This window comes from Bradyrhizobium sp. AZCC 2289 (assembly GCF_036924615.1).
Taxonomy (GTDB): Bacteria; Pseudomonadota; Alphaproteobacteria; order Rhizobiales; family Xanthobacteraceae; genus Bradyrhizobium.
In genome coordinates this window covers 1,082,827-1,108,379 of sequence record NZ_JAZHRY010000001.1, presented here as the reverse complement: position 1 = coordinate 1,108,379, position 25,553 = coordinate 1,082,827, and the positions used below count along the sequence as shown (strand labels likewise).

At 59.8% G+C, this 25,553-nt stretch carries 30 protein-coding genes and 2 pseudogenes; 18 read left to right on the top strand and 14 right to left on the bottom strand.

The window, feature by feature from the left end:
* Nucleotides 1-27: 27 nt before the first annotated feature.
* The 4 genes and pseudogenes from V1289_RS05560 to V1289_RS05545 form a co-directional block, all read right to left on the bottom strand.
* Nucleotides 28-1,008, bottom strand: a complete 981-nt coding sequence (locus V1289_RS05560) for a sugar ABC transporter substrate-binding protein (RefSeq protein ID WP_334395994.1) — start codon at nt 1,006-1,008, stop codon at nt 28-30.
* Between the two features lie 36 nt (nt 1,009-1,044).
* Nucleotides 1,045-1,467, bottom strand: a pseudogene (locus tag V1289_RS05555) (ABC transporter permease); the annotation flags it as partial.
* 164 nt (nt 1,468-1,631) lie between these two features.
* A complete protein-coding gene (locus V1289_RS05550; RefSeq protein WP_334395993.1) occupies nt 1,632-1,892 on the bottom strand; it encodes a hypothetical protein in 261 nt (86 codons plus the stop codon).
* Nucleotides 1,893-1,906: 14 nt separating this feature from the next.
* Nucleotides 1,907-3,544, bottom strand: coding sequence for an MFS transporter (locus V1289_RS05545; protein WP_334395992.1), 1,638 nt, complete (start codon nt 3,542-3,544; stop codon nt 1,907-1,909).
* 587 nt (nt 3,545-4,131) lie between these two features.
* Between V1289_RS05545 and V1289_RS05540 the strand changes: the two genes are divergently transcribed.
* A complete protein-coding gene (locus tag V1289_RS05540; protein ID WP_334395991.1) occupies nt 4,132-4,983 on the top strand; it encodes an SGNH hydrolase domain-containing protein in 852 nt (283 codons plus the stop codon).
* A 362-nt stretch (nt 4,984-5,345) separates the two neighbouring features.
* Entirely contained in the window at nt 5,346-5,549 is a 204-nt protein-coding gene (locus V1289_RS05535) for a hypothetical protein (protein ID WP_334395990.1), read from the top strand.
* A 336-nt stretch (nt 5,550-5,885) separates the two neighbouring features.
* Here V1289_RS05535 and V1289_RS05530 read toward each other — a convergent pair whose 3' ends face one another.
* Nucleotides 5,886-6,806: a LysR family transcriptional regulator gene (locus V1289_RS05530; protein ID WP_334395989.1), complete on the bottom strand. Its 921-nt coding sequence runs from the start codon at nt 6,804-6,806 to the stop codon at nt 5,886-5,888.
* A 112-nt stretch (nt 6,807-6,918) separates the two neighbouring features.
* Here V1289_RS05530 and V1289_RS05525 point away from each other — a divergent pair, with 112 nt between their 5' ends.
* The 10 genes from V1289_RS05525 (at nt 6,919) to V1289_RS49505 (ending at nt 14,736) form a co-directional block, all read left to right on the top strand.
* Nucleotides 6,919-8,094 carry a muconate/chloromuconate family cycloisomerase gene (locus tag V1289_RS05525; protein ID WP_334395988.1) on the top strand — a complete coding sequence of 392 codons (1,176 nt, stop codon included), beginning with the start codon at nt 6,919-6,921 and terminating at the stop codon, nt 8,092-8,094.
* 2 nt (nt 8,095-8,096) lie between these two features.
* Complete coding sequence (gene catC, locus V1289_RS05520; RefSeq protein WP_309178427.1) at nt 8,097-8,387, top strand: muconolactone Delta-isomerase; 291 nt, start codon at nt 8,097-8,099, stop codon at nt 8,385-8,387.
* 39 nt (nt 8,388-8,426) lie between these two features.
* The gene (gene catA, locus V1289_RS05515) at nt 8,427-9,356 is read left to right on the top strand and encodes a catechol 1,2-dioxygenase (RefSeq protein WP_334395987.1); all 930 of its coding nucleotides are present in this window, start codon (nt 8,427-8,429) and stop codon (nt 9,354-9,356) included.
* Nucleotides 9,357-9,410: 54 nt separating this feature from the next.
* Complete coding sequence (benA, locus tag V1289_RS05510; protein WP_334395986.1) at nt 9,411-10,754, top strand: benzoate 1,2-dioxygenase large subunit; 1,344 nt, start codon at nt 9,411-9,413, stop codon at nt 10,752-10,754.
* Nucleotides 10,755-10,846: 92 nt separating this feature from the next.
* Nucleotides 10,847-11,371, top strand: coding sequence for a benzoate 1,2-dioxygenase small subunit (benB, locus tag V1289_RS05505; RefSeq protein WP_334395985.1), 525 nt, complete (start codon nt 10,847-10,849; stop codon nt 11,369-11,371).
* Between the two features lie 26 nt (nt 11,372-11,397).
* Nucleotides 11,398-12,414 carry a benzoate 1,2-dioxygenase electron transfer component BenC gene (benC, locus tag V1289_RS05500; RefSeq protein WP_334395984.1) on the top strand — a complete coding sequence of 339 codons (1,017 nt, stop codon included), beginning with the start codon at nt 11,398-11,400 and terminating at the stop codon, nt 12,412-12,414.
* Nucleotides 12,411-13,199, top strand: coding sequence for a benzoate diol dehydrogenase BenD (gene benD / locus V1289_RS05495; protein ID WP_334395983.1), 789 nt, complete (start codon nt 12,411-12,413; stop codon nt 13,197-13,199). Before benC ends, benD begins: the two co-directional genes overlap by 4 nt.
* A gap of 10 nt (nt 13,200-13,209) precedes the next feature.
* The gene (locus V1289_RS05490; protein WP_334395982.1) at nt 13,210-14,043 is read left to right on the top strand and encodes a 3-keto-5-aminohexanoate cleavage protein; all 834 of its coding nucleotides are present in this window, start codon (nt 13,210-13,212) and stop codon (nt 14,041-14,043) included.
* Between the two features lie 328 nt (nt 14,044-14,371).
* Nucleotides 14,372-14,545, top strand: coding sequence for a hypothetical protein (locus V1289_RS05485; protein WP_309178420.1), 174 nt, complete (start codon nt 14,372-14,374; stop codon nt 14,543-14,545).
* Nucleotides 14,542-14,736 carry a (2Fe-2S)-binding protein gene (locus V1289_RS49505; RefSeq protein ID WP_442895950.1) on the top strand — a complete coding sequence of 65 codons (195 nt, stop codon included), beginning with the start codon at nt 14,542-14,544 and terminating at the stop codon, nt 14,734-14,736. Before V1289_RS05485 ends, V1289_RS49505 begins: the two co-directional genes overlap by 4 nt.
* A 183-nt stretch (nt 14,737-14,919) precedes the next feature.
* Here V1289_RS49505 and V1289_RS05480 read toward each other — a convergent pair whose 3' ends face one another.
* The 4 genes from V1289_RS05480 to V1289_RS05465 form a co-directional block, all read right to left on the bottom strand.
* Nucleotides 14,920-15,768 (bottom strand): hypothetical protein, encoded by an 849-nt coding sequence (locus V1289_RS05480; RefSeq protein WP_334395981.1) that lies wholly within the window; start codon nt 15,766-15,768, stop codon nt 14,920-14,922.
* On the bottom strand, nt 15,765-16,049 hold the full coding sequence (locus V1289_RS05475; RefSeq protein ID WP_334407286.1) for an SDR family oxidoreductase: 285 nt from the start codon (nt 16,047-16,049) through the stop codon (nt 15,765-15,767). The genes V1289_RS05480 and V1289_RS05475 overlap by 4 nt, the downstream gene beginning before the upstream one ends.
* Nucleotides 16,050-16,111: 62 nt before the next feature.
* A complete protein-coding gene (locus V1289_RS05470) occupies nt 16,112-16,837 on the bottom strand; it encodes a cupin domain-containing protein (protein WP_334395980.1) in 726 nt (241 codons plus the stop codon).
* A 109-nt stretch (nt 16,838-16,946) separates the two neighbouring features.
* On the bottom strand, nt 16,947-17,315 hold the full coding sequence (locus tag V1289_RS05465) for a VOC family protein (RefSeq protein ID WP_334395979.1): 369 nt from the start codon (nt 17,313-17,315) through the stop codon (nt 16,947-16,949).
* 1,310 nt (nt 17,316-18,625) lie between these two features.
* Here V1289_RS05465 and V1289_RS05460 point away from each other — a divergent pair.
* Complete coding sequence (locus tag V1289_RS05460) at nt 18,626-19,528, top strand: transglutaminase family protein (protein ID WP_334407284.1); 903 nt, start codon at nt 18,626-18,628, stop codon at nt 19,526-19,528.
* 177 nt (nt 19,529-19,705) lie between these two features.
* On the opposite strand, the gene V1289_RS05455 is transcribed toward V1289_RS05460, so the two are convergent.
* Nucleotides 19,706-20,125 (bottom strand): hypothetical protein, encoded by a 420-nt coding sequence (locus V1289_RS05455; RefSeq protein WP_334395978.1) that lies wholly within the window; start codon nt 20,123-20,125, stop codon nt 19,706-19,708.
* Nucleotides 20,126-20,286: 161 nt separating this feature from the next.
* Here V1289_RS05455 and V1289_RS05450 point away from each other — a divergent pair, with 161 nt between their 5' ends.
* From V1289_RS05450 to V1289_RS05440, 3 genes are all read left to right on the top strand, one after another.
* Nucleotides 20,287-20,472 carry a hypothetical protein gene (locus tag V1289_RS05450; protein ID WP_247832865.1) on the top strand — a complete coding sequence of 62 codons (186 nt, stop codon included), beginning with the start codon at nt 20,287-20,289 and terminating at the stop codon, nt 20,470-20,472.
* A gap of 452 nt (nt 20,473-20,924) precedes the next feature.
* Nucleotides 20,925-21,149: a DUF4167 domain-containing protein gene (locus V1289_RS05445; protein ID WP_442895949.1), complete on the top strand. Its 225-nt coding sequence runs from the start codon at nt 20,925-20,927 to the stop codon at nt 21,147-21,149.
* 505 nt (nt 21,150-21,654) lie between these two features.
* Nucleotides 21,655-21,816 (top strand): hypothetical protein, encoded by a 162-nt coding sequence (locus V1289_RS05440; protein ID WP_309178414.1) that lies wholly within the window; start codon nt 21,655-21,657, stop codon nt 21,814-21,816.
* Between the two features lie 443 nt (nt 21,817-22,259).
* On the opposite strand, the pseudogene V1289_RS05430 reads toward V1289_RS05440, so the two are convergent.
* From V1289_RS05430 to V1289_RS05410, 4 genes and pseudogenes are all read right to left on the bottom strand, one after another.
* A pseudogene (locus tag V1289_RS05430) lies at nt 22,260-22,474 on the bottom strand (type II toxin-antitoxin system PrlF family antitoxin); the annotation flags it as partial.
* 284 nt (nt 22,475-22,758) lie between these two features.
* On the bottom strand, nt 22,759-23,148 hold the full coding sequence (locus V1289_RS05420) for a type II toxin-antitoxin system VapC family toxin (protein WP_334395976.1): 390 nt from the start codon (nt 23,146-23,148) through the stop codon (nt 22,759-22,761).
* Complete coding sequence (locus tag V1289_RS05415) at nt 23,129-23,410, bottom strand: AbrB/MazE/SpoVT family DNA-binding domain-containing protein (protein ID WP_309178412.1); 282 nt, start codon at nt 23,408-23,410, stop codon at nt 23,129-23,131. The genes V1289_RS05420 and V1289_RS05415 overlap by 20 nt, the downstream gene beginning before the upstream one ends.
* A gap of 415 nt (nt 23,411-23,825) precedes the next feature.
* Nucleotides 23,826-24,227 carry an SOS response-associated peptidase gene (locus V1289_RS05410; protein WP_334395975.1) on the bottom strand — a complete coding sequence of 134 codons (402 nt, stop codon included), beginning with the start codon at nt 24,225-24,227 and terminating at the stop codon, nt 23,826-23,828.
* A 261-nt stretch (nt 24,228-24,488) separates the two neighbouring features.
* Here V1289_RS05410 and V1289_RS05405 point away from each other — a divergent pair, with 261 nt between their 5' ends.
* Nucleotides 24,489-24,929 carry an S-methyl thiohydantoin desulfurase domain-containing protein gene (locus V1289_RS05405; protein WP_442895948.1) on the top strand — a complete coding sequence of 147 codons (441 nt, stop codon included), beginning with the start codon at nt 24,489-24,491 and terminating at the stop codon, nt 24,927-24,929.
* A gap of 18 nt (nt 24,930-24,947) precedes the next feature.
* Nucleotides 24,948-25,553, top strand: coding sequence for a glutathione S-transferase family protein (locus V1289_RS05400; RefSeq protein WP_334395972.1), 606 nt, complete (start codon nt 24,948-24,950; stop codon nt 25,551-25,553).

Below are 25,553 nucleotides of genomic sequence, written 5' to 3'. Positions count from 1 at the left end.
GGCGTTTCCGGTTTCAGAACAGCCGCGTTATTTCGCGCCGAGCTTGGCGGCGTCCTCCCAGGACGGGCAGGTCCGCGACTCCAGCGGCTGGTCGTAGGGCTTATAGTTGTCCGTCGTGATGACCGTCGGCTTCAGCACGACTTCGGAAATCACCGGCTCCTTACGCAGCGAGCGAATGGCGATCATGGTCCCGACGCAACCTTGCAGGAAGCCGTTGTAGTCGCCGCTCGCGAGCAGTTTGCCGGTCTTGATCGCATCGATGGCCTCCTTGGTGCCGTTGATGCCGATCACCTGCACCGTGCGATTGGCGCCGTCGAGCGCCTCGATAGCGCCGACCGCCATCGCGTCATTGGCCGCGAGCACGCCATCGATCTGCGAATTCGACTGCATCAGGTTTTCCATGACCTGCAACGCCTGCAACCGCTGATAGTTGGCTGGCTGCGACGCCAACAGCTTCGCGCCCGGATTTTCCTTCAGCGCGTCATTGAAGCCTCTCACACGATCGACGTTGGTCAGTGATCCCTTGACGCCTTCGATGATGACGATGTTGCCCTTGCCGCCCACGGTCTTGAGCAGATAACGCGCGGTCTCGAGGCCAAGGCTGTAGTCATCGGCTCCGACAAAGGCGACGAACTTACCGCCGGACGACCGGTCGGTGACGTTGACGACCGGAATTTTCGCATCGTTGATCTTCTCGACGCCGGGCACCATGGCCTTGTAGTCAACCGGGACGAAGACGATGGCGTCGGGCTTCTTCACCACGACATCTTCGATCTGGCTCAGCTGTTCGGGAATGCTGTCGGGCTTGGTCGGAATGTAGTGCAGCGTCTTCGCACCCAGCGATTTCGCCGCCACATCGGCCCCGACCCGCACGGTCTGGAAATAGGGGTTGGTCTGGTTCTTGGTGAACACGGCGATGGTTTCACCGTCCGCCCTGGCGCCGGTCGCAAGCCCGCCCGAGACAAGCAGCCTCAGGACCACGCATAGCGATTTATAGTTGTGTGTCATGTTTCCGTCCCTCTGTTGGATTGGATGTTGAAAGATTCACCGCGCGCGCTGGCGCGTTTTCATGTCGAGCCAGACGGCGAGAATGAGAATGATTCCGGTGACGAGCGGCTGCCAGTTCGCATTGACCTGCAACAGGTTCATCCCGTTGAGAACCAGCGTGAGAATGAGCGCGCCGACGAACGTGCCGAACACGGTGCCGACACCGCCGAACAGCGACGTGCCACCGATCAGCACCGCCGCGATCGCAGGCAGCGTCAGGGTCTCGCCGATGTCGGCTTCCGCAGAATTCAGCCGCGCGAGAAAGATGATGGAGGCAAGTCCGGCCATGGTGCCGGAGACCGCATAGACCAGAAGCAGCCGCCGGTTGACCGGAATTCCCGATAGCCGCGCCGCCACCGGATTGGCGCCGATCGCGTAGATCTCCTGTCCCCAGGTGGTGCGCTGCGCGCAGGATGGGCCCCGTCGTCACAAGTGGTGCGACAACCTTCGGACTACGGGCGTACAATTGACATTGGACCTGCTCAAACTGGTTCGGTTCGACGATGGCGGGAACCTTAGACGTGACGACCTCCTCGTCAGGCTTCTATCTCCCGGTGCGGGATGACATCCGGTTGAATTTCCACTCACCCTTGTAGGTCGTGTTGGTGAGGATCTTGTAGATGGTCCCAGCGCCAAACGTTTCCCCTGCGCGTGCGATAGCCGCGGCTGTCAAGCCATTTGACGACCTCTTTGACACCGAGTGCGCCCGACGTGCCATCGCAGTAAAGATAGAGCTTGAAAATGACATGGACAGCTTCGGCATCGACGGGGTCGATGGCCAAGGTCTTCTTGATCTTGGTCCCGCGCTTAGGCCATTCGAGAACGGGGTTGAAGAACAAGCGCAAGCGGAAAGCTCAGGCTACGAGAGTTCGTTAGATGATCCGAAGGAAGCCGCGATGAAGTGAGTGACCTTAGGCTCCCCGGCGGCGCCGAACTCGCGGATGGCATCCTGAACGACCCTGTCCGCATTGGTCACGCGATGGTGCTGCCGGAGATGCTCAAGCCAGGACGTGACCATGAAGGTCTCGAGGAAGCGTCCTTTTTCGGCCGCATCCTCGTAGACGTTCCAAGCGTAGGCGCCGTCCCGCCGGCGCTGTTGACCCAAATCTCTGACGGCGACCAGGAACGCGTCACGTTTCTCTGGGGCGATGCGGTACTCGACCGTGACTAACACCGGACCGCGATCCCCATCGGCGTCGATCGCCAAGGCTGGCGCCGGCCAATGCATGGAGGGCGCGAGGTCCACTCCTGCACCGGACAGAAGCTTCCAGTGCCAGGTCGCCGCGATTCCGACGAGAGCGCCGGCGGCGGCGATGTAGTGGGTCGCCGGTAACCCGAGCGCCGAGGCAAGCAGCCCCCAAAGCGCGCTGCCCGCCGTCATCGCGCCGAAGAACGCGGTGACGAACATGGCCAGGCCGCGGCCACGCACCCAGTCCGGCAGGGCCATCTGAACCGAGACGTTGAGGCTGGCGAGCACTGCGATCCATGAAACGCCCGCGACCAAGCAGGCTGCAATGCCGATCGCTGAATGCCGGGCGATCCCTAGCAGGACCAGACTGAGCGCTGTGCCGAGCGTGCCGGCCGCAACGAGCCGGTCGGATCCGAGAGCCGCCTTCATCGAGGGCAGCGCGAAGGCGCCGACGACGGCGCCGATGCCGATCGCTCCCAGCAAAATGCCGTAAAGCTCGGGGCCGCCCGCGATCTGATTGCGTGCGACGAGCGGGAGCAGCGCCCAATAGGCACTGGCGAAGAAGAAGAACGCTACCGCTCGTATGAGCGTTGCGCGCAAATTCGGATTGTGTCGCGCATGCCGGAAGCCGATCACTAGGGCGCCGCTGAGGCGCTCCGGCGGAAGCCCGCTTCCCTGCGACGCCGGTGGTCGCCACCAGAGCAGGGCACCGATCACGGCGAAGTTGCTCAACGCGTTGATCCAGAACGGTGCCGCGATGCCCAACCCGCCGATGACCATGCCGCCCAACGCAGGTCCGATCGCCCTGCTAATGTTGACGCCGACGCCGTTGCTCGCCACCGCCGCGGCCAAGTCCTGCTTCGGCACAAGCTGAGGCACGACGGACTGCCATGCCGGTGCGGTGAATGCCGCGCCGGCGCCGAGCAGGAACGTGAACAGCAACAGGATGGACGGGGTGATGAGGTCGAGCCAGACCAGCACTGCGCTCGCTGCCGCGACGACGGTGAGGACGATCTCCGCACCGATCAGGAAGCGGCGCTTGTCGACGGTATCCGCCAGAGCCCCGGCGGGGAGCGCGAACAGGAACATCGGAAGGCTGCCCGCAACCTGGACCAAAGAGACCGTCAGCGGATCGGGATTGAGGCTCGTCATCAGCCATCCGGACGCGGCGTTGTACATCCAGGTGCCGACGTTGGCGACGACGGTCGCGATCCAGACCACGGTAAAGGCCCGATGACGAAACGCGATCCAGGGGGAGGCGCGCCCCTCGGCGTGCGATGGACTGGGTCTTTCGTCAGGATTGGTCATGCGTCCTGCTTTGTCCGCTTGCTAAGCTGCGTCCACGCCGAAGCGCTCGATCAGAAAATCGATGAACAGTCGCACCTTGACCGACAGATGTCGCGTGGGTTTTCGGGAATTCGCGGATGTGGGTGGACGTTTTTTGTGCGGACCAAATCTAGTCAAACTCTCAGGGCGGGCTGTGGAATACGTGGATATGATTGCGAAGGGTACCAAGACGACGGACCTGCCAATCGAGCGGCCGACGACTTTCGAATTAGTCCTCAACTTGAGGACTTCCAAAAACCGTAGGGTCGATATTCCAGAATCTTTGTTTCTCCAGGCGGACGAGGAGTGATCGTCGTTCGAGTAGTGGGGCTTCTTCCATGAGTGGGAGTTTGGAGGAGCCGGTCTGTTCGGAATCTGACTATCTGCTCCAGCGGTTACCCAGCGCGACACCGTAATCGAATAGAGCGTTCCCATACTCCAGCTGCAGCTGCTCCACGGAGCGCCAGGCAACGTCAACGTTCGCGCGGGCGCTCCTGAGAGCACGCGCGAGCGCCGATGCTTCGTGAGCTGCCTTGGGGGTCCCTCCGGCCGTATGGGTCGCAGGTGGTGTGCCGCAACGTTTTGCCGCCAGCCTCGATCTGGAAAAGATGAACGCCGCCACTCTCGACGAGACCTACGCGCCGACCAACGGCATGCACGTTCTTGAGTATAATGGCCGCGGATATTCCATGGTGGCTCAAATCGGCCAAGGCGCTCGCAAAGTAGCGCTGGCCGGCGACAGTACGATGTTTCACTACGGCCCTCGTTTGCAGCAACTCGCAGACGAAGGGCGGTTAGCGGTCCGTGCTTATTTCGTGACAGGCCCAGCCTGCCCGTTGGTACCTGGCGTGATCGCCCGCGATGAATTTGCACACTGCGCCAACGTCGCGAACAGATTGTCGGAGTTGGTACAAAGAGAGAAGGTGCAAACGGTCGTTCTCGGTCCTCATTATTGGCCCAGGAAAAATGCCTTCATCGAACGGGAGGGCAAGTCTATTCCTCTGGATGGGGGAGAGGAAGGGAGGCGTGCTTTTTATGCCAACCTCGAAGATTATGTTCGCGAACTGGAATTGAACGCGACAGTTTACCTCGTGCTAGGTGCGCCGCAGTCTCTTACAGTCCTAAACCCTCAACGTATGGTCACGCGAGGTGTCACCGGGATTCGCGTCGATCCGAATGCTGAGAAGTCCGTGCCAATTGCCGATTTGCGAGCGGTTTATGCTCGGCATGACGCTGATTTGCGTGCCGTCGCGGAGCGCACCGGAGCGAAGCTCCTAGATGTCTTTCCCGACGTCTGCGGGAACGGTGAAACGTGCTCACCCTTTTTCGGAGCACGCGAGCCGAAATTTACAGACGGTGTCCATCTGCGTCCTGTCTTCGTACGGGAGCATTTGCACTTCCTCGATTTTTTATTGATGTAGTTGTCTCTCGCCTTCCCGGAATGTCCGAAGCTGGCACATTTGAGACATACCGATTGCGGCCAATGATGTCCGCTAATCGAGCAAGACCGGAAGTGACCGGCGCCGCTATCAACGCCCTGTTCGACGCCCTACCAGTTGATCGTGTAATCCTCATTTCCCTTGTCGGTTGCGACGATCGCAGGGACGGCGTCGGTGACCGCGGGTGCGGCGCCGGCAGACGGCAACCGAAGTCGAGGGGAACGACATGGATTCCCTGTTCTACCCCGTATTTTTGCAACAGCCTTTGCGAATACTTTCTCGAAACCGGCGGCGCAAAAGCGAGCGGTGCAACTTTACGCCTTTACGTCCCAGGCGCCGGATCGTTGGCCCATCGCGTGCTGGCCAGGATCGCGTTCGTCACCGCAAATGTTGCGACGGCAAGGCGGCACTTGTCCGCTGCTCTTGCCATTGTCGGGACTGCCGAACTGCCGCTGGCCGCCTGGAAGGTCTATGGCGCGGCCGCGGCGCTTTACGGCAAATTCCTCAGTCGGTCCAATCCCTTGCAGGATCGAGTGGAGACAAAATAGATCGATAAAATGAAAGGCTTACGCTGGAAATTCTCCGCGGTCCCCATGATGGATTGGACCGAAAGTACAATTTATTCACAGAGTTAGAATGTGACGTGTGCACAGGGAGATCGAGAAAAATCTTACGACGCCAATATGGGCAGACGTTCTGAACCGTGTCCGGACAGCGCGATGAGATGCGCGAGAGCAGGGGATCGGCTGTTAACAAAAGCGCAGAGTTCATTGCGAAACGCTGAAGTGTTTGAAGCGCGTGGGATCATTCCTGTTCCGCGATGGCGTTCCTGTGGGCATTTGCACCGTTCGTGCGGATACGAGCCCAGCTTCGTCGAAATCGCCTCAGACAGATGCCGAGGCGGGTTGACCGGCGGGTGCGTCCCATTTGTCGAATTCGCGCACCAGCTTGATCAATTGCTTGAGCAGCACAGAGGTGTCATTCTTGCGATAGCTCATGATAATCGGAGAGATCATCTTCGGCTCGTCGAGATCGATGAAACATACGTCGTCTCGTCCCAGGCGTCGCACCGAAGCCGGCACGATGCAGATTCCTCCACCGGAGGCCACCAGCCCGAGTGCGGTCTGCAATTCCCTCGCTTCCATCGCAATCCTCGGCTCAATGCCTGCATCGCGGTAAAATGAGAGCACCTGATCCGCGTAGCTTGGCCGCGGTGACTTGGGGTAGACGATGAGCGGCTCATCCGCCACCATGCGCAACCGTAGTTTTCCCCTCTTGGCCGCCAACTTGTGTCGGCGTGGCGCCACGAGGCACAGACGTTCTTCGCGGATGACGCTGCGGACGATCGCCTCATCGTCGAATCGCAGCCGGCCGAAGCCCACATCGATACGTCCGTCCTTCAAGGCCGCTACCTGCTCGAGCGTCGTCATCTCCAGAAGATTGACTTCCGCGCCGGGCACGATGATGCGGAAGCGGCGGATCAGTTCCGGCAGCGCGTCGTACAGGGTGGATGCAACGAAGCCGATGTTGAATTGCAGCACCATGCCCTTGGCGATCCGCTTCGTCATCGCACGCATCTCGTCAATGCGCTGCAGAATCTGACGTCCCTGTTCAAAAAGGTATCGGCCCGGCTCGGTCAACGTAAGCGGTCGGCCACGATCGAGCAGCCGCACCCCCAGCTCTTCCTCGAGCTGTTGCACCTGGCGGCTCAACGGCGGTTGCGCAATGTGGAGCTTTTCAGCGGCACGACTGAACGAGCCTTCCGCAGCCACAGTGGTGAAGTAACGCAGATGACGGAGCTCCATGGGATTGTCCTCCAAAACGGCTCCATACCTTTCGGGTATCAAAATAGACACAATCGATCCTGGGCTTCAAGCGGGTCGGGGCCTACACATTCCCCAACCAAGGACAACGCCCGTGCCGATCGCCGCCACCAGAATTGAGAATGTTGAGACCATCCTCGTCGACCTTCCGACGATCCGCCCGCATCAGCTGTCGATGACAACGATGAAAGGGCAGACGTTGATGATCCTTCGAATCCGCATGTCGGACGGGATCGTTGGCGTCGGCGAGGGGACGACGATCGGCGGGCTCGCCTACGGGCCGGAGAGCCCCGAAGGCATTAAGCTTGCGATCGACACCTATCTCGCCCCGATCCTTCTTCAAAGCGATCCGAACCGGATCGGTCGCACTATGGGCGCGATCAACAAGGCCGTTCAGGGAAACAACTTCGCAAAATGCGCCGTCGAGACGGCCCTTATCGATGCGTTTGGCAAGCGGAGCCGGGTCACCGCCGCGGAACTGATGGGGGGGCGCATCCATGACCGGCTGCCCGTCGCCTGGACGCTGGCAAGCGGTGATACCGCGACGGACATTGCCGAAGCTGAAGAGATGCTAGCGAGGCGGCGGCATAACATTTTCAAGCTGAAGATCGGCCGGCATGATCCGCGGAACAGCATCGCCCATGTAGCCGCGGTCAAGAAGGCGCTGGGGGATCGGGCAAGCATCCGCGTGGATGTCAACCAGGCCTGGAGCGAGGCTACTGCGTCGAGGTGCTTGCCGCTGCTCAGCGATGCCGGGGTCGACCTGATCGAGCAGCCGATTGCACTGAGAAACGTCAAGGGCCTGGCGCGGCTGGCGCGTGAAACCACCATGGCGATAATGGCGGACGAAGCACTGAGCGGCCCGGAAACAGCGTTCCAACTCGCCCAATCGGCGGCAGCCGACGTGTTTGCCCTGAAGATTGCGCAATCCGGCGGCCTGTTCGCCACCGCCAAGGTCGCTGCGATCGGCGAGGCTGCAGGTATCGGTCTCTACGGCGGCACAATGCTGGAAGGTGCGGTTGGAACTGCCGCGTCCGCGCAGCTCTTTTCGACTCTTTCCCAGCTCGAATGGGGCACAGAACTGTTCGGGCCGCTCCTTCTCACCGAGGAAATCCTCGAAGAGCCACTCGAGTACAGCGAGTTCAGCCTGAAAGTGCCGACCGGCGATGGTCTCGGAATCTCGATCGATGAGGACCGCCTCAATTGCTTTCGTCGGGACCGCGCAGAGCACAGCTTTCATGTGCTGCCCAATCGCAAGACGGGGTCGTAGCCATGCTGTTCCAGGTCGAAATGGATGTACGGCTACCTCACGACTTCCCGGCCGAGAAGGTCGAAGCGCTCAAGCAGACAGAGCGTGCCCGCGCACAGGAGCTGCAAGGCGCGGGTATCTGGCGGCACCTGTGGCGGGTGGCCGGCCGCTATTCGAACGTCAGTATATTCGATGTGTCCGGCCCACAGGATCTGCACGACATCCTGTCCAGTTTGCCGCTCTTTCCGTTCATGGACATGCGGATCACTCCGCTCTGTCGTCACCCTTCATCTGTCCATGACGATGATCGATAGATTTCGGTTCAATTGAGCTTCATCAAAGGGAGAACGCCAATGCCTGCCAATCTGATCAACAAAGCCACCATCAAGGAACTCGCAGCGAAGGCCGCCGGGCTGGACAACGATCAAGGCGATCCACGCCTCAAGGAGGTGTTTAACCGGTTGCTTCATGACGTCATGGTCGCCATTGACGATCTCGACGTGTCCATGAACGAGTTCTGGAGCGCAATCGCCTATATCGGCGAGGCGGCCAAGGCGAATGAGCTGGGCCTGGTCGTACCCGGCACCGCGCTCGAACACTTTCTTGATCTGCGTCTTGACGAAGCCGAGCGCCGCGCCGGTCTCGGCGGGGGCACGACCCGCACGATCGAGGGGCCGCTCTACGTCGCCGGTGCTCCGCTGGTGAAGGGGGAGGCGCGCCTCGACGACGGCACGGACGAAGGCGAGATACTGTTCATGGAGGGCCAGGTGTTCGACATGGCAGGGAATCCGGTGGCGGGCGCAATCGTCGACGTTTGGCACGCCAATTCATTCGGCTTCTACTCATTCTTCGGTCCGCCGCAGTCGCCCTACAACCTGCGTCGGCGCATCGAGACCGATCGCGCAGGTCGCTACCGCTTCCGTTCGATCATGCCATCGGGCTACGGCTGCCCGCCCGGCTCGAACACGGAGCAGCTGCTGACGAAGCTCGGCCGCCATGGCCAGCGTCCGGCACACATCCACTTCTTTGTGACGGCGCCGGGCTGTCGCCAGCTCACGACGCAGATCAACATCGACGGCGACAAGTATCTGCACGATGATTTCGCTTTCGGAACCCGGAATGATCTGATCCCGCCGGTCGAGCGTGTGTCGAACGCCGAGGAGATCCACAAGGCCGGCCTTAACAAGCCGTTCGCCCGTATTCGGTTCGATTTCAAATTGACCCGGGAAACCGCCGGTGCGCCAAGCACGATCGCGCATCGCGAGCATGCGGTCGCCGCCTGAGGCCAGTCTCAAGCGCCGGGAACGCCGGTCCACCACACAAGCGGAGTGATGCCCATGTCAGACAAGGTTATCGAACGCCTGGAAGCCTCCGTCGAGGATAATTCCGAGACCGGCGTCTTCCGCTGCCGTCGCGACATCTTCACGGACCTCGATCTGTTCGAGCTGGAGATGAAGCACATCTGGGAGGGGAACTGGATCTATCTTGCTCACGAGAGCCAAATACCCAACAACAACGACTACATCACCGGCTACATCGGCCGCCAGCCGATCGTCATCTCGCGGGATCGCAAAGGTGAGCTACACGCTTTCCTCAACGCGTGCTCGCATCGTGGCGCCATGATCTGTCGTCACAAGCGCGGCAACAAGTCGAGCTATACTTGTCCGTTCCACGGCTGGACCTTCAACAACACCGGCAAGTTGCTCAAGGCGAAGGATCCAGAGGGCGCGGGATATCCGGAGAACTTCAACAAGAACGGCTCGCATGACCTGACGAAGGTTGTGCGTTTCGAGAACTATCGCGGGTTCCTGTTCGGCAGTCTCAATGCCGATGTGATGCCGCTCGAAGCGCATCTGGGCGAAGCAAGGAAGATCATCGATCTGATCGTCGACCAGTCGCCCGAAGGCCTGGAGGTTTTGCGCGGGAGTTCATCGTACATCTACGATGGCAATTGGAAACTGCAGACCGAGAATGGTGCGGATGGCTATCATGTCGCATCCGTGCACTGGAATTATGCCGCCACCACCAACCAGCGTAAGGCCGCCGCCGAGGCGGCGGCGACCAAGGACGCAATCCGAGCGATGGATGCCGGCGGCTGGGCCAAGCAGGGCGGCGGCTTCTACTCCTTCGAGCACGGGCATCTGCTGCTATGGACTAACTGGGCGAATCCCCAGGACCGGCCGCTTTACGAAAGGCGCGAAGAGCTGGTCGCCAAGGTCGGCGAGGCCCGTGCGGATTGGATGATCGAGAAATCGCGAAACCTCTGCCTCTACCCGAACGTCTACCTCATGGATCAGTTCTCGTCGCAGATCCGCACGTATCGACCGATCTCTGTCGACAAGACGGAGGTGACGATCTACTGCATCGCGCCGAAAGGCGAGAGCGCCGAGGCTCGTGCGCGCCGTATTCGCCAGTACGAGGATTTCTTCAACGCGTCCGGCATGGCGACGCCGGATGATCTCGAAGAGTTTCGTTCCTGTCAGGTCGGATATGGCGCGCGGAATGCCCCATGGAACGATCTTTCGCGTGGCGCCACGCACTGGATCAACGGCCCCGACAGGGACGCCGACGCGATCGGGCTGAAGCCGCTGCTCAGCGGCGCGAAGACCGAGGACGAAGGTTTGTTTGTGGTCCAGCACCGCTACTGGAAGGACGCGCTCGTCAAGGCGGTCGCCGGCTGACGCCCCGCTTCGACTGAGATCGGGCCGAAGGGTGCGATCATCCTTAGATCACTTCACCAACATCCATGATCAAAATCATGGGGAGGCTGCCTATGTCTGCCATTCCGATGTCCGTCCCGAAGGGCCGGCCCGTCACCATCGAGCAAGTCCAGGCTTTCCTGTATTCAGAGGCCCGTTGCCTCGACGACAAGGATTGGGACGGTTGGCTCGCGCATTATGCGCCGACCGCCACGTTCTGGATGCCGGCCTGGGACGACGACGACACTCTGACCGAAGATCCCGAGCGCGAAATTTCGCTGATCTGGTACGGCTCGAAGCAGGGTCTTGAAGATCGGGTGTTCCGTATCCGCACCGAGCGATCGAGCGCGACGAGCCTGCCCGAGCCTCGTACGTCGCACAACATCAGCAACGTGGAACTGCTGGAAGCAGCAGACGGTCTTGTAAAGGTGAGGTTCAATTGGGTCTCGTTGAGTTTTCGTTACAAAACGACCGACACCTATTTCGGTGCTTCGTTCTACACCATCGATACCTCGGGTGAGAGCTTCGCGATCACCGAGAAGAAGGTCGTACTGAAGAACGACTACATCCATCACGTGGTCGACATCTACCACATCTGACAAAGCAAGTCGGGAGGAACCACGACATGGTGCACCGCATTGCCCTCAACTTCGAGGATGGAGTGACACGCTTCATCGAGGCACGGCCCGATGAGCTGGTTGCGGACGCCGCCTATCGCGCCGGTCTTAACATCCCGCTCGATTGCCGGGACGGTGCCTGCGGCACCTGCAAGTGCCATTGTGAGTCCGGTGATTATAGTCTTGGCAGCTACATAGATGATGCGCTGACCGAGGACGAGGCGGCCGAGCGGCAGGTTCTCACCTGTCAGATGAAGGTGAAATCCGATTGCGTGCTTCGCATTCCGGCCTCCTCGACCATTTGCAAAGTGAAGGCTGGCTCGATGTCGGCCGAGATCGAATCGGTCCAACAGCTTTCTGCGTCCTCGATAGGCTTTTCGCTCGCGCTGAAAGATCCAGGCGGGATGCGCTATCTGCCCGGACAATACGTTAACGTCTCGGTTCCGGGCACGATGCAAACGCGCTCGTACTCCTTCTCGTCCATGCCACGCGACGGGGTCGTTCAATTCCTGGTGCGCAACATCCCCGGCGGATTGATGTCATCCTATCTGGCCGAGCGGGCGAAGGCAGGAGACGTGGTAACCATCGCAGGCCCGATCGGGAGTTTCTATCTGCGCGATGTCGCAAGGCCTGTGTTGTTTCTCGCCGGCGGCACCGGACTGGCGCCGTTTCTGGCGATGCTTGAGGAGTTGGAACGCGGGGGCGCGAACCAACCTGTTCACATGGTCTATGGCGTCACCAACGATGCCGATCTCGTCGAGCTCGACAAGCTGGAGGCCTTTGCTGCGAAAATTCCAAGCTTTACCTTCACCACCGTCGTCGCGGCCGCAGATAGCACGCATCCGCGGAAGGGTTACGTCACCCACCATCTGCCTGAGACAGCGTTGAACGGCGGCAATGTGGACGTCTATCTCTGCGGTCCGCCGCCCATGGTCGACGCTGTACGCGCGCACCTCCACGAGAAGGGGGTCGTTCCCACGAGTTTCCATTACGAGAAATTTTCACCGTCCGAGGCGCACAAATGAGTTCCGCATCCCGCTTCGCGCGCAAGAGCATGGTTGTCACCGGAGCGGCGCAAGGCATCGGCAAGCAGGTTGCGATCGATGCGGCTGGCGAAGGCGCGTGCGTCACGTTGATTGACCGGTCGCCGCTCGTCGAGTTCGTTGCCGCTGAGATTACCCGTTCTGGAGGTCAGGCCACCGCTACGATCGCAGATCTCGAAACCTGGGACGGCAATGTGGAGGCGATGAACGCGGCACACAAGGCGCATGGAGCCATCGACATTCTGGTAACGAACGTCGGCGGTGCAATCTGGATGAAGCCGTTCCAGCACTTCGACGAGAAAGAGATCGTAGCTGAAGTGCAGCGCTCGCTGTTTCCCACGCTCTGGGGCTGCCGTGCGGCACTGCCCTACATGCTCGACCAGGGCCGGGGGGCGATAGTAAATGTTTCTTCGGTCGCAACGAGGGGAGTCAACCGCGCTCCGTACTCCGCAGCGAAAGGCGCCGTGAATGCGTTGACCGCGTCGCTCGGCTTCGAGCTGGGGACAAGGAATATCCGCGTCAATGCGGTCGCCCCGGGAGGGACGACTGCGCCGCCACGTGGCGTACCACGCAATGCTCTCGTCCCGAGCGACGATGAGAAAGGCTGGATCGAGGACGTCGTTGCCCAGACGCTCGGGTCAAGTCACATGAGGCGCTACGGTCTCTTGCGCGAAATGTCGGCCGCGATCCTCTTTCTCGCGTCGGATGCCGCCTCCTATATTACTGGCACCGTGCTGCCGGTCGGCGGCGGCGACCAGGGTCAATAGAGGAACCCGAATGCGCCCGATCATCATCTCCGTTGCAATCACCGGTTCGGTTCCGCGCAGGAAGGATAATCCGGCGCTGCCGGTCTTGCCTGTAGAGCAGATCGAATCCACACACGCAGCCTACAAGGCCGGGGCGACCCTGGTTCACATCCACGTGCGCAACGATGATGAGTCCCCGTCCTCGGATCCGGATCGGTTCGCCGAGGTTCAGGCGGGCGTGCGGAAGCACTGCCCGGGCATGATTGTACAGTTCTCGACGGGGGGCAGGGGGCGCGATCCTGCTGCACGCGGCCTCTCGCTCGTACATCGACCGGACATGGCCTCGCTCTCGACCGGATCGACGAACTTTCCCACGATTGTGTACGAGAATCCCGCGGCGTTGGTGCTCGATCTTGCAACTCAAATGAAGCAGTTTGAGATTGCGCCCGAGATCGAGATCTTCGACCTGTCGCACATTCACGGTGCGAAGTGGCTGATCGATGCCGGTCTTATGCCGCCGAGACCGCACGTGCAATTCGTTATGGGAGTCCAGAACGCGCTGCCCGCGGATGAACATCTGCTCGATATTTTGGTTGCGGAAACCAGGCGCGTCATTCCCGGCGCGACCTGGACCGCGGCCGGCATAGGTCGCCATCAATCGCAGGTCATGGAATGGGCCCTGCAGCGCGGCGCGAATGCGGTGCGTACGGGCATGGAGGACAACATTCGGATCAGCAGGGATCGCCTCGCATCCGGCAATGCCGAGCTCGTGAGCGTCGCAGTGGGTTTGATCCAGAAGCACGGCTGCAGGCCGGCGACACCGGCCGAGGCACGGAATGCGCTCGGCCTTCGCGCAGCCCAGTGATTGGCGTGGGCTTCTGAAGCTGGCATTGAAATGCGGGTGCGGCAGTTCTTATTACAGGAGCGCCGGAATCCCAGAAATGTGAGATCTGGTGGCTGTAGCAGCGGCCATCGAGGCTGGCGCCATGACAATTTTGGCTGGAAGCGTCGCGTCCTGGGCGCGGAGGAGGTCGGGATCGTTCAGCCCGAAGTGCTGTGCAAGCTTGACGCCTGGATGACGGCGCATGAGGCCGTCCGCGTCATACTCGGCGGGTATCAAAATAGACACAAATGATCCTGTCTTGGGCGCGCAGCGATCACTACTGTGGTTTTCGAGAGGAAGGACCAACGTCATGTCTGCCCTGGCCGTCGATATTCAGGAACTCGCCTATGCCCCCATTTGGTCCGTTTCGGACCACGGTTCTAACGTCTTTTTTCCCATCGGCGCCGCTGACGGCTTCGACACAACCGCGGTCGGCTTCATCGCGCCAGCGCTGAAGCTCCCACCAGCCAGGAGCGCGACGTGATCATCTGCAGCTGTAACGTCCTCACCGACGGTCAAGTAAGATCTGCGATCGCAACCGCCGTATCCAGTGCGCAGATGAGAGGGGTCTACGCCTCGCTCGGCTGTGTGGCGAAATGCGGCCGCTGCGCCCATGCCATCAAAATCATACTCGAGGATACCTTCGCGCCGTTGGCGAAGGAGTCTGTGAGCTAGATCTGCCGGGCCGGGCAGCCGTCGATCGAGCGCCGCAATGAAAGACGAAACGAGCATGAGCAAAACGTGGTGAGCGCATTCGCCACAGCAGCAAGAAAGATCGACAATTTAGAAGATGTTCACAGCGTGCGGAACGCTGGGTGCAGATTCGAATCCCGCCACTGCGACTATTCTTTCAAGTGCCTATACTTTAGGCGATTTTCGTGCGCGATGATTTGAGGCAATGCTGCCGTGCTCGAAGCGTTCGCGTGCGGGCTGTGCATGCGCAAGAAACTGTCTCGCCAGCACCGCACCGATCATTGCAATCGCCGCCATCGCAAGCGGCCAGATGACGAAGAGCTGGTGACCGATCAGCGCACCACTCACGAGCGGGGCGCTAATGTTGGCGCCTGACATCAGCGATTGATTGAGGCCCATGATCATGCCCTGGCGATTCATCGCCGTGCTGCGCGACAGTTCTGCCGTTAGCGTGCTGCGGGTGAACATGGTGCCAATGATGATCAGCGTCAGGAACACCGCGAGCAGGCCGATGCCGTTCCTGATCGCAAGGCCCAGAAATCCAAGCCCATGCAGGCAAACGCCGCTATGACGATGCTGCGATCGGATGCGAACTGGTTGGCGCGCGTGATCAGAAAACCCTGGACGACCAGGTTGATGAAGCCGGCATAGGCGAACATCGAGCCGAGTTCGCGGGCGCCGAATGGATGCCCGTCTGAACCGCGCCGACAGGAAAAGGCCAATCTGCGACAGGAACATCGAGTTCACGAAGAAGAATACGATGAGCAGGCCGAGCAGGTGCCACGCATAGCGCATCCCGAGTATCGTGCGCGCCAACGTCGGCTCAGGCACGCGCTGCTGGTAGAGCGGTTCGGAGGCCGAGTGATCCGGCGGCAGCAGGACGATCGTGGCAAGAATGCTGATCAGCGACAAGGCCGTTGCTGCCCACACCGGCGCGGTGTCGCCATAGTGGACGAGAATGCCCGAGAGCGCAGGGCCCACCAGCAATCCAGTTCCAATCGCTCCGCTGGTCATGCCGAGCGCCTGCTAAGTCTCCTCTCCGTGCTCGACGTAAAGGCCGCATTAACAACGCCGTAGGCGCCGGCAAGCGCATCCGCGACTGACCGTTCGTCGTGAATGTTGGCCCCTACGGATTGAAGCTGCGGATCATCGGGACCAAACAGTCTGTGCCCCCGATCCGGATGCCTTGACGCGGTCCGAACAGGAAATCCGTGAGAGCGCAGATGCCGAACGATGCGGCGGCCGAGAAAGCCGGTTCCGCCGAACACCGTGACGGTTCGATCGTGCGTTGCCATCATGATTCAATTCGCCAATTCATGTGGAATCGAACGGTCCTCCGGAGCCGGGCCGCCACTAGCTATTGTTTCTTGGCTGGTGCACCCGGAAGCACGGCCGCCACACCTTCCGGATTGATGTTGAAGGCCAAGAATATCAACGGCTCGTTGCCTGGGTTTCCCCATTGGTGCACGAGAGCGTACGGTTCATAGATCACGGAACCCGGTCCCCTTGATTCCGTCTTACCGTCGACCGTGTTCGCTCCGGTTCCGGAAATAACAAAGTATAGAGCCGCGCCTGACCGATGGTGTGGCGGGTTGGAGGGCATCTGCGCTGGAAAGGTGACTCGCGTGAGATTGAGATCATAACCACCTGGCTTCAGGTCGGGGATCGAATTCGCTGTGTGATACAATTCTCTCACGGCGGCAGGTGCTGTCTCGGCAGGCCGACCCAAGTCCCCAGCGGGAGCAAGGAGGAAGTGGAGGAAAGTCGAGGGCCCTCCGCGACCCGCCGTTAGCGCCGCAGTCTTTCCGCCGGCGATGAACAACCCCTCTCCGGCGTTGAGCATTTTGGCCTCGCCATCGAGCGCGACCTCGGTCGATCCTGATATCTGGTAGAGGATGCCGTTGCCCGCCGAGACGCTGCTCCTTTCGTCCGGCTGAAGAGTGATGCTCACCGCTTTGAAATGGAGCGGGACGTCTATAACGGTTGGCAGTTTAGTTGCGGCGATCACTGTTCGTGTAATTGCCGGTGAAGCGGCGGTCGTTTGTGCGGCCCCGGAGGCGGGAAGTGCCATCGCGCCGAGCAACAGTAGTCCGGTTGTCCTGAACTGCGTGATTGCCTCCCAGGTTCAGCGGATCATCGGAGCACCATACGCTCTCCCAGCGCCTCTCGGAATGGCAGGCCGCTTCGAGCTGCTATTGGAGGGAAACCGGGAGCAAAGGCCGAGCGAAACTGAGTTCGTGGCCATCGGGGTCAATTAGGTGGTAGAAGCGCTCACCCCATTCGGCATCGCGAGGCGCGGTAGCTGGCTCGTATCCCGCTGCGAGTGCGCGGTCGTAAAGTGCGTCAACATCGGCAACGTAGAAGATTAGCCGCCCCCACCAGGACCAGTGCCGCTCGGTAGGCTGGGTGATGAGGTTGAGATAGCTCGTTCCTGCTCGAAAGCTGGTGAATGAAGACTCTTCGCCGCCATACAGGACCTCAAACCCTAGCGCGCGGTAAAACCGGACAGCTCGTGGCGTTTCGTGGGTGCCCAGTGTAACCGCGCTGATCCCCTCGATCATGGACGGAACTCTCCCGTTCCATTTTCCCCGCGCCGTTGCCACAGGCCCAGACTGGCAATTGGCGGCGGACGCTCACCGCATCGGGCGGGAGCTTCCGGTTTCGCAATTTCCGCGAGGCGCTTACCTTCCTTCCAAATATCAGCGAATTAACTCGCGTTTCAGACCCCTGGCGGCGCATAATCAAACAATCACCGCTCCGCCTCCTAGGCATTACCGGTGACAGAGAGTGTTGCGCTCCCGCCTGTTCGAGGGAAGCATCATGCCCCAATCTCAACGCCTGTCGTCCGTCATTCCATTCGCTGCAATTGAGCGCCCCGCCTGTCCGAAGTGCAAGGCCCATATGATGCTCGTCAGCATCGAGCCAGCACGCGCCCGGGGCGTCGACTTGCATACGTTTGAATGCGCTGTCTGCAATCGGGTACTTACGACCTTTGCCGCGTTTGAAGACCCCATGAAGTCCAAGGCCCTTGGACGCTGGCTTCAAGGCGATTTGCACCCACGGAATTAAGGCCCGCCGGCGTGAACCGGCGGGTCGGGCGGCGCGGGACTAGCTCGCGCCCTCGTCGTCAGATCTCCTCGGTTTCAGCCTCCGGCTGGCTGCGGTAGGCGTCTCGGAGCCACAGGCGATTGAGGGGGCCGTCCGCGCTAAACGCGCGCGAGCCGCCGGGCTTCCCCAGCGGCTCAAGCGTTGCGTAGCGATGTGTTGCGACGCGCAGCGTCGCGTGGCGGAACGTTGCGATGCGCCGAGGCGCGTCGAGTTGCCTACCGTGATGTCGATAAGTCCTACGCGTCTCATCGACGACCCTAACGTGGTGCAGTCGCGAGGCGACTTCAAGACAGCGTTGCTGCCACAAAACGTGCGCCATCTGATTATGATGCCATCTCTTTATGATCGTGCCTAAGAAGGCCGCAACTGCCATAACGAGATGTAACAAAACCATGTAACAGACACGCGCGTTGTTTTTCGATTACGATGCCTGCCTCGTCCAAGCCGGTCATCCTCATCAGCGCCGACCTATTCAAGGAGTGAAGAGCTTTCGCCTGCTGCCGGGAAGGGTGAACGCTCAACATCAGGAGCACGGGACTTCCTGAAAGCAGTTGAATGCGATGTCGTAGCCTGCCCGGATCTTCAAGGTTGCCTCCATTTTTGAACTCGGCGAAGGCACCGGCGGGCGCTAAAAGAGTAGGCAATACACCGCCAGTACTTCGCACGGCACTTCCGGACCTGATTTATCGGATAGATAAAAATGGGCTTCGCAAGTGGCCTTCTTGGAAGCTAGAGTCGAATGACGGACTGGGCCTTTGCCGCTATGACTGTTTTCAGCGTCCATCACACGACGACGTATCGGTACAAGAAGCCGGTAATGCCGCGCCGGCATCAGATGCTGTTCCGGCCCCGCGATAGCTTCGATCAGCGCCTGCTCGATTCCTGCCTTACCGTGACGCCGGATCCTGCCGAGGTTCGCTGGATCCACGACGTTTTCGGAAACTGCGTGACGCTGGTCGACTTTGCGGAGCGTACCCGGGTTCTGAAGTTCGAGTCTGTCATCCGCTTGGAACATACACCGGAGAACACTCCTGATTTTCGGATCGAGGATTACGCGCGGTCGCACCCCTTCGCCTATGCGGAGGACGAGTTGCCCGACCTGGCTGCCTACATCCGCCGCCATCATCCCGGAAGTGGAGTGGGGGACTGGCTGGCTAAATTCGTCACGACGGACGTAAGCAGACCGACGGGACAACTGCTCATGACGCTCAATGAAGCCATTGCGGAGGGCTTTTCATACAAGCGGCGGTCCTCCCGCGGAACCCAAACGCCGAGCGAAACTCTCGAAAGCCAGCAAGGGACATGTAGAGACTTCGCCTTGCTCATGATGGAAGGGGCGCGCTCATTGGGCTTTGCCGCGCGCTTCGTTACTGGGTATGTTTACGTGCCCGATCGCGACGGGCCGGTTCGTCTGGGCGGAGGCTCGACCCACGCATGGTGCCAAATCTACGTCCCTGGCTCTGGCTGGGTCGAATTCGATCCCACGAACGGGATCGTCGGCAATCGCGACCTCATCAGGGTGGGGGTCGCCAGAACACCTCAGCAAGCAATTCCGCTCTCCGGTAGCTACTGGGGCGATGCCGACGAAGAACTCGGGATGGAAGTCACCGTGAACGTGAAGACGGAGGGCGGCTCGCCGAGCCTGTCGGCGGTGGACGCAAAGTGACGAGGTAGGTTCGTTCCTCGAAGCCACACTTATAGACCGACTAAGTCAGCCGCGAACGAAATCGTAGATTTAAATCGCTTCGTCGGAAGCCGCTATCGCCGCCAGAACAGGCCGGCGAGGTGATCCCGAAATCAGATAACCAAGTCGCCAGCGACATCGCGGATTCTGTAGACCGAGCTACGCCGAGTTGCTGCAAAGGGATTTTCGGATCATTGACCTGGACGAATTGCGCGCAGCCCCAGCTGGCTGAGGTTTAGGCGACTTCGGCAACCGCACGACCTTGCGCTCTGTCTCCGGTTTGCGGGCTTGCCGTTCGGGCGCCGCGCCCAAGCCTTCCATCTCGCTGTAATAAGCGCTGTAGACCTCGCGGAGGGCCAGCGCCGTGGACTCGGCTTCGCTCATCGTTTCGAGCCGGGCTCGATAGTTGGTCAGAAAGTTCTGGGCGTTTGACGGAAGGTCATCGAAACTGCCTAGCTTGGCCATCATGAGCCAAGTGGCAAAATCCGCTTCGGCCTTGGAGCGAGCTCTCTTGGCGATATTGGTGCTGGAGGCCATGGTGGTCCGGGTGTTTCGCCGGCCAAACTCGCCGGCGTTCATGGCGATCGTTGGACAGCTCGCTTGGGAATCTCAATTGACGTGGCAAACTGAACCGGATTGCCGTCAATGACGCACGCAAGATATACGCTCCGAAACGTAATGACTTTGTCGTCAAGACGGGCCTAATGTGTCTCGGAAAATGCATCTCCCAGGAGGTGACAATGAAAGACCTTGTGCAGTGCCGCAAGTTAGAGGCTAAGTTTCGCCAGCTCGCAGTGAGCGACCCGACTAAACGTTTCATATGGCTCGCCGAAGCTGAAAAATGGGAGAACGAGGCCGAAGCGGAAATCGCCTCTCACTTCGAAGCATGCAATGCTGTGCGAACTACCGGTGCAATTGACCAATAGCCACAAAATCTAGCACCGCCTCCCTGGAGGCGCCGCTTTGCGTTACGCCGCAACTTGAAATCACCACCCTGCGCCCCTAAGTAGTGTGGGTTAGCATGCTCACAGTGCTCTTGATCAAGCGGCGATCCCAGTCGCACACGGACGACCGTTTTGCCGCTACGCAGACCGTTCCGATGTGAATGCGATTTCGAAGGCAAGCGCCCGCTTGAGGTCGCCGATGCGGCCAGCGATCCGCCACGAGGCACAGCGCTCACATATCGACGGGCACACACATATCGACGGTACGACTAAGGCAACGCCGCGATAATCCCGGTTGGAAACCGAAACCTAACTCTTGCGGGTTGACGCTGAAAAAACTGAGCAAGTTCGTGGCCGCATGGCTGTGTTAATCAGCGTGACCGTTACAACTGCCATATAGGGAGCGAGCAGTGTGCGACGGCTCGAGGACAGCCATGACTATGAATCAATCCAGATCCGCCGCGCGGTCGCGAAAACGGGCGGAGCGCTCACCTCCCGCGGAGGGGCGTTCTAAAAACCGCCAAAGCGTGAGGACCAACTATGAGCGGTATCTCGCGTTGGCTCGTGCCCAAACTCTAGCTGGCGATCAAGTCGAGGCGGAGAATTCCTACCAACACGCCGAACATTATTTCCGCTCCATGAGCGAGAGCACGCGGTAACCGAATGGGAATCCGCCCTCGCTTCCTTCGAGTGACTCAAACCAGGCGCCGAGTTTCGAAGCTTCAATCGGATGTGTCGCTCAGCACGGGGGGGTAACTGAAGGAAGATCGCGATAGTTAGCAAGTCTACCACATTTGAATTGAATGGCTTTCTTTTTGATTTGCCGGAACGAATCACCCGTATGCTCGGTTGTCATATCTTCCCGACCATTAGGGAGACGTGATGACAAACAGAATGATCCCAACAAGTATAGTCAGCAGAATCGACAGGGCGATTAGTCCGCTAAGTCCGGCCAGAACCCGAATCAGACGCCTGGCCAACAGACGCAAATTCCAAACCAGGGCGGCCAGCAAAGAGATCCGCAACGCTAATGGAAACGAACTGCTCGCTTCGACGAGCAGTTTTGTTTAGCAAAATTCTTCCGGCTCCCAATCCGCGTTCTTCGACACTTCCCATTCTTAGGCGCACGATGCCCTTCGGTCCATGCCCTCAGAGGAGGTAGCTATGGAACATCAATTTTTCATTCGCCAGCAAAACCTTAGGCTCTATCGCAGTCTCGTGGCTGCATCGGAGGCGGCGGCAGCGAAAGCTGACGCGCGGCAGGAGAAGCTTTTAAAGCTACTGGCAGAGGAAGTAGCGAACGAACCGCAGCCCAGAAAGAACTAAGGCGCTTGATGCCGGCGTGAGTGGCTTAACCTGCCAACAGATGACGAAACCTGTGCTGAGCGTAAATCGCAGCGCGGTTTGCGGCTTGGGAGTTAACTGCTTCGCTGCTTACGACTTGGACAGACCAATTTGCTTTCGGCCACCTCACCTGTGAGGGGATAAATACCGACGGCGGATTACCGCGGTCAGAGTGTCCCTCCCGCGGCAACTTCGCGAGAGCAAGATGCTCGATCTCGGCTCGGTGCCTTACAAAGATAGCGATGAGCTGCGCATGGCCTGTGTCCTTTCTGCTCACTCGCTCTCTGTTTAGAAGCGCCATCTCCGTTAGCCGGCACTTTTCGATTTTGCCGCCGTACTCCACGACGAAATGGATGTAATCGCCGCCAGCAATAACCATGAGAATGGTCCTCAGACGGGGGTGAGCCTAAAAACAATTGCAGCAGCGCGAGGAATTCAAGAAACTTGCCGATCACCAAATCATCCCCGTCGGCGCGAGTTTCCTTTTTCGCGATCACGAGGTACCGTCGGCGAGCCCGCGAAAAACAACCTGGTCACGCTTGCCAAGGGCGAGCATCTTGCGGATCGCGGCAGGCACGGTGGTTTAGCCGCGCGCCGTAACGGTGGCGGGGATTTCGAGGATTTCTGTCGTCTTCGCCATTGCCGGCTCCCTGGATTGCGACACGATCTCGTTTAATGCATTTGCATTGTAAGTCAGGGAGCCGGCCGCCCCAGAAAATGCACGATAATCCGATATTTGCGCGCCGTGGATGCTTCAGGTTTCAACACGATGTTCCGGATAGTCGTTTCTTCTTATAGCCTTTAGGGTCTTTCTTGCGGGCGTTCTCCACCGAGCCGATTATCACCTCAAGCTGGTCGAGGAGCAGCGGGTGCGCATAGGCGGCTCCATGACGGCGATCTTACGTGCGCTCTGCGCGCTCGGTGTTAGGGCGTCCGCACCTTGATGCCGCCAAGGGCGTTGGCGGCCTTGGCGAAATCCTGGTCGAAGCTGATGAAGGCCTCACAGCCTTCCGCTTTGGCCAGATGCAGACCATCCGCAAAGTCCACGCCCTGCCGCATCCAGCCCAGCGCCTTCGCCGCGGCGGTAGCATCTTCCAGACTCGCGCGCGGCAGCCCCGCGAAATCGGAGAGGGCCTTGGCGCACTGGGCAGCGGAAAACCGATAGACGCTCCGCAGCACCCACTCGGTCTCTAGCAGGACTGTGGTGCAGACGAATACGTCATTGCTGTCGATCAGCCTGCGCGCCCGGGCAGCCTGTCCGGCATCGTCGCCCACCAGATAGCGGACGATGAGATTAGTATCGATTGCGAGCATGCCGCCGTTTCGCCTCGGCGGCGATCCCCGCTTCCATATCCGCGATCGATTTTGCCGGCCCCTTATAGGGTAGGGAGCCAAATACGTCTTTCGGCCGGGTGGGCGCAAAGGCGGGCTTCGTCTTCAGCAATACGCCCTCGGGGGTATCCTCCACCACCAGTTCCGTTCCGGCGGGCCAGTGCAGCCGTTCCCGGATCGCCTTGGGCAATATCACCTGGCCCTTGGTCGAGACGGTGGTGGTCAGTTTTTGCTTGGCGGACATCGCGGTTTTCATTCGGTAAGACAAAAGTAAGATAGTCCGACTTGGGCCGGATGGCAAGGACTATGCCGGGACCTCGAGGTGAAGTGCAGGCGGTGTTCGACCTACTCGCTGATCGAACCCTTACCGTTCATGGGCTGATTCATCGTTTGACTCACTTGATCGCTGGTTTGGGAAGGATTGTTTCGCGTTTTCCATAACGAAGCGTAGTTCAGCGTGTACCAAGGGGCGCGGACGCCGGGTACAGGCGGCTCTTGGCGCAAAGCGGTCGTTCATGATTCCTGGCTGTCAAACGCAATCAACTGGATCACAGCTGCCCTGGTATCGGAAGCTGACCGATCACGCCAAACAATGCGACTGACCCACAATGGAATCAGCGTATTGCTGGTGCAACTGCTCGACGTGCGGCTCTTAGGTCCTAAGCCAGGATGACAGTCATCTTGTCAACGGGGTAGGGAGCAAGAAGTCCGTCGAAACCATCGAACCATCGTTGATGTTCTCCGGCGGCAATAATCGCCGGCATGCGGTCATGAATCTTTCGGACTAAATCATTTGCTTCAACGGTAATGATGCAAAACGTTCGCTCCCATTCTCCTGCTGGGTTTCGCCAGTTCTCCCAGATGCCGGCCACTCCAAACGGTTGCCGGTCTTTCATGAAAAATTTATAGAGCCGTCCCTTTTTCTTTTCGTAGAACGCATCCATCGGAACGATACATCGCCGCTTCCGGTATGCCTCCTTGAACATCGGCTTCTCGGCGATCGACTCCGCGCGTGCGTTGACCGGCTGAATTTCGGGACGTGAAGTCTCATTGCTTCGCACGCTCCTGCTGCATGAACATGGTGATCGGGTCTTCGAAATTGCCGTGGCGGGCTTTTCGACACGATCAGAGACAGCGGCCCGTTCGGAAGTCCGTCAATGCTGCCGATCCCTATGGGCAATACCGATGGAGCGAGCCACATGTTTCAGTCTAGATGGGCGGTCTCGGGAGCGGCGGCGATCTGATAGACCTGATTGTCGAGGACGGACACTCTCGTCATCGTCAGGTCCAGGAACTTGTGCTCGTCGGGGACAAGCAGCTCTTTGTGGATCCAGCTCGATCTCGGCCGCGCCATGCTGACGGCCAGCGGCGCCGATCGCGTTCGCGCGACGGTCGAATTCCTCGGTGGCGAGCTGCTGGTCGACGGCGAGGTCACGGCAAATAACGTGACCTATGGCGGCGGCTTCGATCTCGGTCAGATGACCGTGCGCGGCAAGGACGGTGAGGCGGTGCTCGGCGTCTACAACGAATTCATGACCGCTGATTTCGCCGGCAAGCGCGTGGCGACATTCCCCGACATGATCGGAACGCTGGATCCCTTGACCGGGGAGGTGGTTTCGATTTCGGAATCCAAGCCCGGCAGCCGCGTCGCCGTCATCATCGCGCACCGGTCGAAATTCCCGGTCGGCAAGGGCGCGCTCGACCCAGCCGTGTTCCCCGAGGTCGAGAAGGCCATGGGTGTCGACATGCGATCCTATCTCTGAAGGAAGGTCAAGTTAGCCATGCTGCGTCTCTACGACAGCCGGTTGTCCGGCAACGCCTGGAAAGTGCGCATCGTGCTGACGCAACTCGGCATCCCTTTCGAGCGCGTCACCCTCGATCTCGCCAAGGGCGCAACCAGCGATCCGGCGTTCCGCGCCAAGAGCCGCTTCGCGCGCGTGCCCGTGCTCGAACTCGAGGGCGGCCGCACTATCGTGGAGTCGGCGGCGATCATGCTCTATCTGGCGGAAGGCTCGCGGCTGCTGCCAGACGATCGCTATCTCCGCGCCGAAGTCACGAGCTGGTTGACGTTCGAGCAGGCGGATTTGCTACGCGCGCTGGCGCTGCCGCGGTTCTACCATATGCGCGGCATCGCAGATCAGATGAAAGGCCGCATCGCCGATTTTCAGGAAGGCGCCTATGTGGCGCTGGCCAAGGTCGACGATTGGCTTGCCAGGCACGTTTGGCTTGCCGACAATCGCTACACCATCGCCGACATCGGCATGTTCGGCTACGTCTCGATGATGGGCGAAGGCGGCTACGATATGGAAAGATTTCCGGCGATCCGCGCCTGGCTCGCGCGCGTCAAGGCCCAGCCCGGCTGGGTTCCTCTGGTTGAGGAGGCCTGA

Bases quoted from the DNA above. Each gene is read 5' to 3' on its own strand.
- V1289_RS05455 (WP_334395978.1), bottom strand. From the start codon at position 20,125: ATGAACGCCGGCGAGTTTGGCCGGCGAAACACCCGGACCACCATGGCC.
- V1289_RS05530 (WP_334395989.1), bottom strand. From the start codon at position 6,806: ATGGAGCTCCGTCATCTGCGTTACTTCACCACTGTGGCTGCGGAAGGC.
- V1289_RS05415 (WP_309178412.1), bottom strand. From the start codon at position 23,410: ATGTCCGCCAAGCAAAAACTGACCACCACCGTCTCGACCAAGGGCCAG.
- V1289_RS05445 (WP_442895949.1), top strand. From the start codon at position 20,925: ATGACTATGAATCAATCCAGATCCGCCGCGCGGTCGCGAAAACGGGCG.
- benB (WP_334395985.1), top strand. From the start codon at position 10,847: ATGTCTGCCATTCCGATGTCCGTCCCGAAGGGCCGGCCCGTCACCATC.
- catC (WP_309178427.1), top strand. From the start codon at position 8,097: ATGCTGTTCCAGGTCGAAATGGATGTACGGCTACCTCACGACTTCCCG.
- V1289_RS05460 (WP_334407284.1), top strand. From the start codon at position 18,626: ATGACTGTTTTCAGCGTCCATCACACGACGACGTATCGGTACAAGAAG.
- V1289_RS05480 (WP_334395981.1), bottom strand. From the start codon at position 15,768: ATGACCAGCGGAGCGATTGGAACTGGATTGCTGGTGGGCCCTGCGCTC.
- V1289_RS05440 (WP_309178414.1), top strand. From the start codon at position 21,655: ATGGAACATCAATTTTTCATTCGCCAGCAAAACCTTAGGCTCTATCGC.
- V1289_RS05485 (WP_309178420.1), top strand. From the start codon at position 14,372: ATGTCTGCCCTGGCCGTCGATATTCAGGAACTCGCCTATGCCCCCATT.
- V1289_RS05400 (WP_334395972.1), top strand. From the start codon at position 24,948: ATGCTGCGTCTCTACGACAGCCGGTTGTCCGGCAACGCCTGGAAAGTG.
- V1289_RS05560 (WP_334395994.1), bottom strand. From the start codon at position 1,008: ATGACACACAACTATAAATCGCTATGCGTGGTCCTGAGGCTGCTTGTC.
- V1289_RS05465 (WP_334395979.1), bottom strand. From the start codon at position 17,315: ATGATCGAGGGGATCAGCGCGGTTACACTGGGCACCCACGAAACGCCA.
- benC (WP_334395984.1), top strand. From the start codon at position 11,398: ATGGTGCACCGCATTGCCCTCAACTTCGAGGATGGAGTGACACGCTTC.
- catA (WP_334395987.1), top strand. From the start codon at position 8,427: ATGCCTGCCAATCTGATCAACAAAGCCACCATCAAGGAACTCGCAGCG.
- benD (WP_334395983.1), top strand. From the start codon at position 12,411: ATGAGTTCCGCATCCCGCTTCGCGCGCAAGAGCATGGTTGTCACCGGA.
- V1289_RS05490 (WP_334395982.1), top strand. From the start codon at position 13,210: ATGCGCCCGATCATCATCTCCGTTGCAATCACCGGTTCGGTTCCGCGC.
- V1289_RS05545 (WP_334395992.1), bottom strand. From the start codon at position 3,544: ATGACCAATCCTGACGAAAGACCCAGTCCATCGCACGCCGAGGGGCGC.
- V1289_RS05475 (WP_334407286.1), bottom strand. From the start codon at position 16,049: ATGGCAACGCACGATCGAACCGTCACGGTGTTCGGCGGAACCGGCTTT.
- benA (WP_334395986.1), top strand. From the start codon at position 9,411: ATGTCAGACAAGGTTATCGAACGCCTGGAAGCCTCCGTCGAGGATAAT.
- V1289_RS05450 (WP_247832865.1), top strand. From the start codon at position 20,287: ATGAAAGACCTTGTGCAGTGCCGCAAGTTAGAGGCTAAGTTTCGCCAG.
- V1289_RS05420 (WP_334395976.1), bottom strand. From the start codon at position 23,148: ATGCTCGCAATCGATACTAATCTCATCGTCCGCTATCTGGTGGGCGAC.